The sequence below is a fragment of the Salarchaeum sp. III genome (genome assembly GCF_036418315.1).
Taxonomy (GTDB): domain Archaea; phylum Halobacteriota; class Halobacteria; order Halobacteriales; family Halobacteriaceae; genus Salarchaeum.
The window spans coordinates 25,967-36,874 of sequence record NZ_JAZHPG010000013.1; the positions used below are offsets into that span (position 1 = coordinate 25,967).

The window sequence follows — 10,908 nt, forward strand, 5'->3', positions numbered from 1 at the left end:
TGGGCTATTACGCCCGGCCGCCCTCCCATCGGTCGATGGAGCGTTCCCGCTGGACCGTCGGTACCGGGGACGCCGTCGCGCGCGTCACGCGCGTGCTCGGCGACCACGAACGCCGCGACGACCGCGAGCGCCGCTACCGGCTCGACTTCCCCGCCGACGCGCCGACGATCGACACCGTGACCGACGCGACCGTCGATGACCGGACCGTCGTCGTCCCGGAATCGACGCGGCTCGCGCGCGTCCGCCTCGACTTCCCGGACGGCCGCCTCGCCCTCCGCCTGCCTGGTCCCGTGCTCGGCGACGCGCTCGCGGACGCGGCCGACGGCGACCGGAAAGCCGCCAAGACCGTGCTGAACGCCGTTCCGAACCCTGAGGCGCTTCCGTTCCTCGCGGGGTTCTTCCTCGACCCGCCCGGCGTCGCGCGCCTTCTCGCTGCCACCACGGCCGCGAGCCGGCGCGCCGCCGACGCCGTGCACGCCGTCCGCTATCCGCTCGTCCGGCACGCCGCCGTCGCGCGTGTCGGCCTCGCCACCGGCACGCGGCGCGCGTTCGAATCGTTCGCCGCGCAGCTCGACGACCTCGACGACATCGGTGACGTGAACGCCGCGGACGCGCTGTGCGACCTCGTGTCCGTCTCTCCCGACTGGCCGACCGCCCGCGACCGCCTCCGCCGCCTCGGTTACACTCCCGACGACCTCGCCGAGCGCGACGACGGGTGGTTCCACGCCGTCGCGCTCGCGCGGGTCGTTCGCGACGACACCGGAAGCGCCCGCGCGTACGTCCACCAACACTTCGCCACGACAGGCGACTACGACCGCGCGAAGTCCCGCGCGCTCGACGCCGACTACTGGGACCGCGGCCGGGCGTGGCGGGACGCGCTCGCCGCCGCGGCCACCGAGTCGGACGACGACTTCGCGTTTGCACTCGCGAACGCCCTCCACTGGACCGGCGCGGTCGCGCGAACCGACGCCCGATTCCCCGAACTCCTGCACGCGGCCGCCGTGAATGCCGCTGACCGCATCGACCTCGACGGCGTCGCGGGCCGCGCGGAGTACGCCCGATTGCTCGCGGTCGGCCACCGCCACCGGAGCGCGCGCAACCACGACCGCGCCGTCGACGCGTTCGACCGAGCGCGCGCGGTCGCCGCCGAACACGACTTCCTCGACGCGTGGGAGCCGCTCTACAGTCGAAGCGTCGTCCGCGCGAACCAGTACGCCTCGTCGGGCCGGGACGCGCGCGCCGTCGCCGTCGTCGAGGACGCCATCGGCGAACTCGCCGAGCACGACATCCCCGAGGGGCGACGGAGGGAGGCGCTCGCGCACCTCCGTGGGCAGAAGCGCGAGGCGGAAGCCTCTCTGGAGGGCGACGACCTGGGCGTGCGCCGCGTCCACCTCGAAGCCGCGCGCGAGCACTACGAGCGCGCCGACCTCGGGCGGTCCGTCGCGCGCGTCGACCGGAAACTCGACCGCACGGAACGCGACGCCGAGAGCGACGAGAGCGCGCCCGTCGACCGCGGGACGCGTGGAACCGCGGGCGTCGGCCCCGAGTACGACCCCGAACCCGTCGGGAGCGCCGACCCCGGCGTCATCGAGGACGACGACGCGTTTCCCGGACGCTGAAGTGCGTGCCCCAATTTCACTCGGTATGGACCTCCCCGACGTGGACAACATGGACGCCGACGAGGTGGACGACACGCCGACGGTGTCCTGTTCGCGCTGCGGCGACGAGTGGGACCTCGCGTACGAACTCGACGAACTGAAGGCGGGGAATCAGGCGGTCGAGCAGTTCGCGCTCGACCACCACCGCCACACCGGCCACTTCCCGGACGGCGTGACGCCCTTCCGGGTCGAGTGCCGGCAGTGTCCGAGCGGGGACTCCTTCCTCGCGGAGCGCCCGGCGACGCGATGGGCGCGGACGCACGCGCGCCACACCGGCCACGAAGTCACCGTCTCTCACGGCGACGACGAAACCCGGGTGGAGTGACGCGAGCGGATTTCCGGAGTCCCTAGGCTCTTTGTGGGCGTGTCCGAGGAACGCGTATGGCTGACGACTTCTCGGCGGAGCGGTACTACGACTACAGCATCGCGAGTTCACCCGCGGTGTCCCCGGACGGCGACCGGGTGGCGTTCCTCGCGACCGAGTTCGACGGATCGGAGGACGACTCGCGGACCTCGCTGTTCGTCGCGCCGACAGACGGATCTCGCGACCCCTACCGGCTGACGCGAGCGTCCGACGCGTCGAACCCCCAGTGGGGGCCGGAGGGCAAGAAGCTCGCGTTCGTCGGTGCGCGCGACGAGGACGCCGAACTCGCGGTCGAGCGCGAGGACGATGCCGACGAGGACGACACGGGACCGGTCGGCGGCGATGGGCCTCGAGCGCAAGTGTGGGTGTTCGACCTCGCGCGCGGCGGTGACGCCCGTCAGGTCACCGACCGCGATTACGGCGTCAGTGACTTCGACTGGGGGCCGGAGGGCGAACGCCTCGTCGTGTCCGGCCGCGACCCGACCGACGAGGACGAGGAGTACCTCGAACAGCGCGACGACGATGGCCCCGTCGAAATCGAGCGCCTCCAGCACAAGACGAACGGGACGGGCTGGCTGGACGAGGTCGCGACCTATCTCTTCGTCGTGGACGTGGCCGACCGGACGACCGTCCGACTGGACGACGCGTTCGACGCCGAGAAGGGGTCGCGGTGGGCGATCCAGCCCGCGTGGAGTCCCGACGGCGACCGCATCGCGTTCCTCGCGAACCAGGAGGACGACCCCGACGACACTCACGTCACCCACCTCTACACCATCCGGCCCGACGGCACCGGCCTCCGCCGGGAGACGGACGCCCACCTCCGTCTGAACGCGCCGGAGTGGTCGCCCGACGGCACTCGGCTCGCGGTCGCGGGCGGCGACCCCTACAACTGGTACAAGCCCACCGAGGCGTACGTGCTCCAGCCCGGTGACGGGGAACTGTCGTCCGTCTCGGGGTCGCTTGACCGTACGCTCGGCATGGACGGCGCGCCGCGCTGGCTGGACGACGACACGCTCGTCAGCCTCGTCGGCGACGAGGGGAACACCCGGCTCGTCCGGCTTGCGGCGGACCGCGACAGCCCCGAACGCGTGTTCGACGCGCAGGGAACCGGCCGCTCGCTCTCCTTCCTCGACGTCTCCGGGGGCGTGCTCGCGTTCCGCCTCGACGACCCCGCGACCGGCGCGGACGTGCACACGCTCCCCGCGGACGTACTCGACGACGACACCGACGACGCGCTCACCCGAATCAGCCGCGTGAACGCCGACATCGTGGACGACGCGCACACGCCCGAGTGCGTGCGGGTCGAGTGGGAGAACTCGGACGGCGTCACCATCGAGGGCCTCGTCTACCTCCCGCCCGACTTCGACACCGACGACCCCGACCCGCATCCCGTCGTCTCCGCCGTCCACGGCGGCCCGATGGCATACGACGACCCCGCGTTCCGGTTCGACAACCTCTTCTGGACGAACAAGGGCTACGTCGTCCTGCGCACCAACTACCGCGGCTCCACCTCGTACGGCCGCGAGTTCGCCGAACGCCTCCGCGGCACCCGCGGTGACCTCGAAGTCGACGACGTGGTCACCGGCGTCGAGTACCTCACCGAGCGCGGCTGGGTGGACGAGGACGAACGCTACCTCACGGGCTTCTCCTACGGCGGCATCACCACCGCCGCGACCGTCACGAAGTCCCACGCGTTCGCCGCCGCGGCCGCCGAACACGGCATCTACGACTTCCGCTCCACGTTCGGCACCGACGACAACCACCTCTGGCACGAGGACGAGTTCGGCCTCCCCTGGGAGAACGAGGACACGTACAGAGAAATCTCCACCATCGACGACGTGGGGAACGTCGAGACGCCGCTCCTCGTCACCGCGGGCGAGGAGGACTGGCGGTGTCCGCCGACGCAGGCCGAACAGCTCTACGTCAGCGTGAAGAAACAGGGCGTCGATTCGAAGCTCGTCGTCTACCAGAACGAACACCACAACATCGGCGACCCGAACCGCGCTATCCACCGTCTAGAGACGCTCGCGGACTGGTTCGCCTCCCACTAGACCGGCATCCATAAATTCGGCTGGGCGCTTGACAGAACGCATGAATCCCCGCCGCCGTCCCGACCTCGTGTCGTTCCGTGCGGCCGGCGACGGCACCGTCACTGTCACTGACGACGTGACGGAGGCCGCGCTCTCCCTCTACGCATCCGGCCCCGTCAGCCTTCGGTCCGCGGTCCCGGCTCTCTTCCCCGTGCCCGTGGACGACGCGGTGGCGTTTGAGACGTCTGGCCTCGTCGTCGGCACCCACACGGGTGTTCTCCTGCGCGACGAGGACGGCACGCACCTCGGCGAGTTCAACGCCGCCGAGCGCTCGCTCGGCCCCGGGACGTACGTCCTCGATATCGAGTGTGGAATGAAGGTGTTGCTGCGCGTCGACGGCCCGCTCACCGGGGTCTACGAGTCCCGGGAGGAGAACGACGCGCCGCTCACGCTCACGTTCGACGGCGAGACCACGGTCACGGTCGGCGCGCGCTCCCGGCACAACGAACCGAACCACACCATCACCGTCCCGGACGACCCGCGGGCGCTCATGACCGCCGTCTCGTACACCGGCAGCAGCCTGAAGGAGTTCTCGCCAGAGCGCTCGTGGCCGACGCTCCGCGGCCATCCGCCCGCGTTCGAGCCCGGCGACGAACTCCGGATTCCCGACGCGGTCTCCCAGCCGGACACCGGTGTCACGATTACCGTCCCCGAGACGTACGCCGACGTGTACGAGGTCGCGCCGCTCGCGTACTACCTCGGTGCGACGGTCGAACCCGGCGACCCCGCCATCCATCTCGACAACGGCTACACGCACCACTTCTCCCGCGACGAACCGCTCGCTGACGGCGTCGAGAGCGTGCTCGCACGCGCGTTCTTCTTCGACACGCTCGCCCGCATCGGCGGGTACAACGCCCTCCCACGCACCGAGTACGACGCTGTCGCCGCCGACCTCCCGTTCTACCCGGAGAACCTCTACGACGCGTCCATTCCGGACGCGCTCGTCGAGTATCTCGAAGTTAGCCTGGACGACATCGCGGACGTGTTCCCGCGCTGGCCGACCGTCGCCGTCCTCCCCGACAGCATCGACGGTGTGGGGATCCTCGCGCCGGTTCTCGATATGCTCGCGCCGGTTCGCGTTCGGAGCGCGGACTCCCTGCTCGCCGCCGGCCACGCGCTCGGTCCCGACGGCCCCCTGCCGGGCGTCGCCCGCACCCCGGCGGCCGCGTTCGCGAACGCCCGCGCGCCCGCTCCGCCCGTTGTCGAGGATACCCGCGTCGTCGTCGTCAGCGACGACGCCGACCGCCGGCGCGCCCTCTCGTCCGTCCGCGAGAGCGACGGCTGGCCCGCCCTCCCCGCCGACCGCCTCACCGTCACCGACGGCCTCGACGGCGGCGAGCGCGCCGACGCGCTCGTCCTCGACACCGATACCGTCCCCGACCGCGACGCGGTCGCGTCCCTCTCACCGCGCGTCCTCCTCGCTCGCGACACCGGCCGCGCGCCCGTCGACGCCCTGTTCGACCGCGGTCTCGTCACCGCGCTCGCGTACGACGACCTCCGCGTCGACGCGCTCGCGCGCGTGCTCGCCGCGCTCGCCGTCACGTTCCCCGTCACCGACGCGCTCGACGCCGCCGGCGTCGCCCGGGACCGCGTCCGCGTCACCGGCCTCCCGTACGGCTCGCTCTGCCGGCGCGCCGGCGGCGGCTACCCCCTCCACCTCGACGCTCACTCCACCGGCCCCGACGACCACGAGGTGACTGTCCGACTTCCCGTCGCTCACTTCGGCCTCGGCAGCGTCTCCAACCACGACCACCGCCTCCTCCGCGACGACTACGCGCTCTCCGGCCGCACCGCCCGTCTCCCCACCGCCCTCACCACCGCGGAGTTCGTCGAACTCGCCAGCGACATCGACGGCGTCGTCTGGCTCAACGACACGTCCCTCGCTGGCGTCCACCCGCTCACCGAGGACGCCGTCCGCGAGAACGCCCGCCGCGCGCTCGCCGACTCCACCGAAAACGACCGGCCTATCGACCGATAACGCGTGACTTCCCTCCCCCCTCCCTCAGAGCGTGACGCGCTCGCCGTCTTCGGGAACGTGGACGTCCTCCGTCGACGAGCGTAGTTCCTCGCGCGACAGCAAGCAGTGGTTGATTGCTTCCATGTGGACGACGGTGACTTCGGCAGTAGTGGCCTCGCGAACGGCAGCCACGTCCTCGACGCCCATCGTGATCGGGTCGCCCTCCACGAACCGGGCTGCCCCGCCGTTGAGGACGACCAGGTCGAGGTCGAACCGGTCGAGCGTCTCTGCAACCGCGTCGTACCAGACCGTGTCGCCCGCGACGTACACCGACTCGTCGCCCTCGAACACGAACCCCGACACCGGCCCCATGTCCTCGGCTAACTGCTCGTGCCCGTGGCGCCCCGGCGTCCGATGAATCTCCACGCCCGCGAACGTCGCCACCTCGTCCACTGGTCGAACGTCCGTGAATCCCTCCTCGACGAACGCGTCGGCGTCCGCGGGCTGACAGAACAGCGGTACATCGGTGTCGACCGCCTCCCTCGCTGCCTCGTCCCAGTGGTCCTGATGGCGGTGCGTGACAACCACCGCATCGTGCGAAACATCGACCTTCGGCATCGCCACGAGCGGGTTCCGGCGGTCGTTCGGCGTGTTCGGCACCGGCGGATTCTCCCCCGGCGACGAAAACATCGGGTCGACGAGGAACGTCACGTCACCTACGTCCACGAGCACCGTCGCGTTCCGAACCAACCGCGCACTAAGAGACATACGACACCACTACACAACCCACCGTGATGGTGTTTACCCAGACCCCCACTGGGCCGTGTGCTCGAACAGAATAGCGGGCGCGACGGGACTCCCGCGAGTGAGCGAAGCGAACGAGTGGGAGCCAGCGAGACGCCAGCGGCGTCTCGCGGAGTCGCCCGCGTTTTCCGACTCGCAAAGCGAGTCGTGAAAACGGGCGCGACGGGATTTGAACCCGCGATCTAGAAGTTAGGAACCTCTCGCCTTGTCCGCTTGGCCACGCGCCCCTATCGGGGTGAGTGGGGCGCGCGAAAAAGCCGTGTCGGTTAGTTGGTGGTCGTCTTGTCCGTGTTGTCGGAGTCCGTGGTGGTTTCGGACTCGGTGTCGGCGGGTGCGTCGCCGTCACGGATGTCTTGGAGTTCTTGTTCGACTTCTTCGCGGCCCTTCTGGAATTCACCCATCGCTTGGCCGGTGGAGCGGGCGAGTTTCGGGATTTTGTTGGCGCCGAATAGGAGGACGGCGAGCAGGAGGATGACCGCGAACTCCATCCCGCCCGGGAGACCCCCGATGAACGCTGGTGCAGTGAGCATCTCTACCTATTGGTAGCCTGTACCTGATTATAGGCCTTTTGCTCGTGTGGGTGGGTGTGACCCGCGGTCTTTTTCGGCGCGGCGGTCGGACGCTGGAGTATGAGCGAGATGAGTGGAACGCACGCGTACGACCCGAACGAGACCCACTCGTTCCCGGACGAGAAAGTGAACGAGGTGTTGGCGTACGTCGAGTCGGACGAGGAGATTCAGGCCTATCTTGAAGCGCAGAACGTGAACCCGGTGGCGCGAAAGGGGTACAACGACCACGGCGCGAAGCATATCGAAATCGTGCGAGACCGCGCGCTGCGACTGTATGATCTCCTGAAGGCGGGTGGGGTGGCGTTCAACGGCGCGAGCGACCAGGGCCTGGAGGAGGCGGACGAGGCGGTCATCGTCGCGCTCGCGGCGACCCTGCACGACATCGGGCACGTCGTCCACCGCGACGACCACTCCTACTACTCGATTCCGCTCGCCGCGGATTTGCTCGACCGACTCCTGCCCGAGTTCTACGGCACGGCGGACGCGGTGCGCGTGAAGGCCGAGGTCCTGCACGCCATTCTCTGTCACCACACGGAAGAAGAACCGCTCACGACGGAGGCGGGTGTGATTCGGGTCGCGGACGGTCTCGATATGGAGCGCGGCCGGTCGCGGATTCCCTACGAGCGTGGTGGGCGCGGCATCAACACGATTTCGAGTCAGGCGATTCAGGAGGTGGCGCTCGAACCCGGAGACGACACGCCCGTGCTGGTCGAAATCAAGATGCATAACGCGGCGGGCGTCTATCAGGTGGACAACCTCCTGAAGGAGAAGCTCGACCGGTCGATGCTCGAAGACAGCATCCGCATCGTCGCCATCAACACGAGCGGGGACGGCGAGCGCCTCGTCGAGCGCATCGAACTCTAGGCAAACCCCTCGCCGGACGCGTTTTTTAAGGAGTGCGCGCGGGTAGCGTGGCGTATCGTGGCCGCCTCCGAGGACCGTGGGAGTCCGCTCTCGCTCTTCAAGAACGCCGAGTTCGTCGCGCTCTCCGGCACGGCGTTCGCGCGCAGTTAAGCGTACTCGACGCTCCTGCTCGCGCTCGCGCTGTACGCCGACCTCTTCGGCACCACGGGGTTCGTCGAGGGGTTGTTCGGCGCGACGTTCGCGCTCGCGCAACTCCTCATCGTCCTCCCGCTCGGCCGCAAAATCGACACGGGGAACGCGAAGCGCTACCTCGTCGCCGGTCTCCTGGTGAACGTCCTCGTGTTCGTCGGGTTCATCTTCGTGGAGAGCGCCGTGCACGTCATCCTCGTCCGCATCCTCCAGGGCGTCGGCGCGAGCGTCCTCTGGATAACGGGGTCGGCGGTCGTCGGCGAAATCAGCCCGACTGGCGAGCGCGGGCGGTGGCTCGGCACGTACAATCAGGTCGCGGCCTTCTCGAGCATGGCGGGCGACCTCGTCGGCGGCTACCTCCTCTACGCGCGCGGCTTCACATTCACGTACGTCGTGCTCTCGGCGGTGACGCTCGCCGCGACCGTGCTCGTCCTCCTCTTCCTCCGGGACAACCCCGGCGGGATGACGGACCCCGAGAACGCGACGGGCCGGGAGACCCTCGTCGCCCTCCTCGGTCGGCCGATGGTGCGCTCGCTCGTCACGTTCCGCCTCGCGTTCAGTTTCGGGAAGATGGCGGTCATCCTCTTCCTCCCTATCTACGCCCGCACCGTGTTCGGCGTGAGTTCGCTCGTCATCGGCGGCATCCTCGCCGGCGGGAAGCTCGCGAAAACCGTCCTCCAGGGGTACATGGGCGACCTCACCGACCGCCTCGGTGGCGAACACCGCTTCGTCGTCGCGGGCGCGCTCCTGTACGCGGTCGGCACGGCGATGCTCCCGCTCGCCGGCCCCGCAAACGATCTCCTCACCACTGCGGTCCTCCCGGTCGTCGGCACCGTCACGAACGCCGGCGCGCTCGCCGTGATGTTCAGCGCGTACGCGGTGCTCGGCGTCGCGGACAGCGTCCGCCTCCCCGCGAGCATGAGCCTGTTCGTCACCGAGGGCGAGCGCTTCGACTCCGTCGCGTCCAGTATGAGTCTGCGCTCGCTCTCGTGGAAGGTCGGGCAGGTCGTCGGCCCGCTCACCGTCGGCGTCATCACCGACCTCTCCTCGATGCCGGTCGCGTTCGCCGTCGCCGCGGGCTTCATCCTCGTCGCGACCGCCGCGTTCGTCTTCATGTACCGGCGGAGCACGGTGAGCGAGCGAGCGCAGGCGCTCGCCACCGACGACTAGTCCTCCGCGACGACGCGGGCAGGCGCGCCGTCCGCGTCCACCGGTATCGGGTACGCGTGCAGCGTCACGCGCTCGGGCAGGTCCGCGAGGTTGGTGAGGTTCTCCAGAATCAGGCGGCCATCGCCGAGGAGTTCGTGGTGCGCTGGAAACGCCTCGCTCCCCGCCGGGTCGACGCTCGGACAGTCCACGCCGACGTGATACTCGAAACCGGCACACTGCGCCGCTGCGTCGGGCGTGAGCGCGGGATGCTCGCGGTACCGTTCGGTTCCCCAGTGGTCGCTCCACCCCGTGGCGAACACGACCGCGTCCGCGTCACCCGCTTCGGGCACGTCACCCTCGCGAATCCAGCCCTCCCGTCCGGGGTCGCAGTGAACGACGCGCGCGTCCCAGCGGAACGCCTCGACGCCGTACTCGCCGAGGGTCGCGCCGTCGGGTTCGAGGTGGCTCGGCGCGTCCAAGTGCGTCCCCGCGTGCGTGGAGAGCGCGAGGCGGTGGACGCGGAAGCCGTCGGCCGTCATCGTCGCCGCCGGTTCGACTTCCACGGCGGGATCGCCCGGGTAGACGGGCATCCCGTCCTCGATTGGGTGCGAGCAGTCTCGAAGGGTCACGACTTCCGTTCGGCTGGCGACGGGAAATACGCTCGGTCGCGTACGCCACGTACGTTTAGGTGGGATGCGGGCGAACCGTCTCGTATGCGCGCCGCGAGACTGCACGAGTACACGGAGGACATGGAGAACGCGCTCACTATCGAGGACGTGCCGCGGCCGGCCCTGGAGACCTCGAACCAGGTCGTCGTCGAAGTCGAGGGTGCGGGCTGGTGCCAGACGGACAACCACATCATCGAGGGAATGTGGGAGCCGTACGCCGACCAGTCCCTCCCGATGACGCTCGGCCACGAGAACGCCGGAACCGTCGTCGAAGTCGGTGACGAGGTGACGACCGTCGAAGAGGGGGACGCGGTTCTCTGCCATCCGCTCCGGACGTGCGGGACGTGCCGTGCGTGCCGGCTCGGCAACGACATGTACTGCGAGGACGCCGCGTTCTCCGGACTCACGCACGACGGCGGGTTCGCGGAGTACCTTCTCACCAGCGAACGCGCCACAATCACGCTCGACGACACCGACCCGGTCGACATCGCGCCGCACGCCGACGCCGGCATCACCGCCTACCACGCCGTGAAGAAGGCAGCGCGCGAACTCGTTCCCGGTGACTACTGCGTCCTCATCGGTATCGGCGGCCTCGG

9 protein-coding genes, 1 tRNA gene and 1 pseudogene are annotated in these 10,908 nt (G+C 69.5%); 7 read left to right on the forward strand and 4 right to left on the reverse strand.

From position 1 onward, the window contains the following. The first annotated feature begins 35 nt into the window (after positions 1-35). From U3A55_RS01750 to U3A55_RS01765, 4 genes are read left to right on the forward strand one after another with little or no spacing between them, the layout of a single operon-like run. Positions 36-1,619 carry a hypothetical protein gene (locus U3A55_RS01750; protein WP_330989800.1) on the forward strand — a complete coding sequence of 528 codons (1,584 nt, stop codon included), beginning with the start codon at positions 36-38 and terminating at the stop codon, positions 1,617-1,619. Positions 1,620-1,644: 25 nt separating this feature from the next. Then, positions 1,645-1,983, forward strand: a complete 339-nt coding sequence (locus U3A55_RS01755) for a hypothetical protein (RefSeq protein ID WP_330989801.1) — start codon at positions 1,645-1,647, stop codon at positions 1,981-1,983. Between the two features lie 56 nt (positions 1,984-2,039). Continuing rightward, positions 2,040-4,073 (forward strand): S9 family peptidase, encoded by a 2,034-nt coding sequence (locus U3A55_RS01760; protein ID WP_330989802.1) that lies wholly within the window; start codon positions 2,040-2,042, stop codon positions 4,071-4,073. Between the two features lie 40 nt (positions 4,074-4,113). Next, on the forward strand, positions 4,114-6,090 hold the full coding sequence (locus tag U3A55_RS01765) for a hypothetical protein (RefSeq protein ID WP_330989803.1): 1,977 nt from the start codon (positions 4,114-4,116) through the stop codon (positions 6,088-6,090). Between the two features lie 24 nt (positions 6,091-6,114). Here U3A55_RS01765 and U3A55_RS01770 read toward each other — a convergent pair whose 3' ends face one another. The 3 genes from U3A55_RS01770 to U3A55_RS01780 all read right to left on the reverse strand — a co-directional run bounded on the left by U3A55_RS01770 (position 6,115) and on the right by U3A55_RS01780 (position 7,403). Continuing rightward, on the reverse strand, positions 6,115-6,837 hold the full coding sequence (locus tag U3A55_RS01770) for an MBL fold metallo-hydrolase (protein WP_330989804.1): 723 nt from the start codon (positions 6,835-6,837) through the stop codon (positions 6,115-6,117). 190 nt (positions 6,838-7,027) lie between these two features. Then, positions 7,028-7,100, reverse strand: a tRNA-Arg gene (locus tag U3A55_RS01775). A gap of 39 nt (positions 7,101-7,139) precedes the next feature. After that, positions 7,140-7,403: a twin-arginine translocase TatA/TatE family subunit gene (locus U3A55_RS01780; protein ID WP_330989805.1), complete on the reverse strand. Its 264-nt coding sequence runs from the start codon at positions 7,401-7,403 to the stop codon at positions 7,140-7,142. A 99-nt stretch (positions 7,404-7,502) separates the two neighbouring features. Here U3A55_RS01780 and U3A55_RS01785 point away from each other — a divergent pair, with 99 nt between their 5' ends. Both U3A55_RS01785 and U3A55_RS01790 read left to right on the forward strand, forming a co-directional pair. Then, positions 7,503-8,306 carry an HD domain-containing protein gene (locus U3A55_RS01785; RefSeq protein ID WP_330989806.1) on the forward strand — a complete coding sequence of 268 codons (804 nt, stop codon included), beginning with the start codon at positions 7,503-7,505 and terminating at the stop codon, positions 8,304-8,306. A gap of 57 nt (positions 8,307-8,363) precedes the next feature. Then, positions 8,364-9,665: pseudogene (locus U3A55_RS01790) on the forward strand (MFS transporter). Here the strand turns inward: U3A55_RS01790 and U3A55_RS01795 are convergent. After that, the gene (locus tag U3A55_RS01795; protein ID WP_330989807.1) at positions 9,662-10,273 is read right to left on the reverse strand and encodes a cyclase family protein; all 612 of its coding nucleotides are present in this window, start codon (positions 10,271-10,273) and stop codon (positions 9,662-9,664) included. The pseudogene U3A55_RS01790 and the gene U3A55_RS01795 sit on opposite strands and share 4 nt — an antisense overlap. 84 nt (positions 10,274-10,357) lie before the next feature. On the opposite strand from U3A55_RS01795, the gene U3A55_RS01800 reads away from it, so the two are divergent. Then, positions 10,358-10,908: alcohol dehydrogenase catalytic domain-containing protein (locus U3A55_RS01800; RefSeq protein ID WP_330989808.1), on the forward strand; the 551-nt coding region annotated here is incomplete at its 3' end.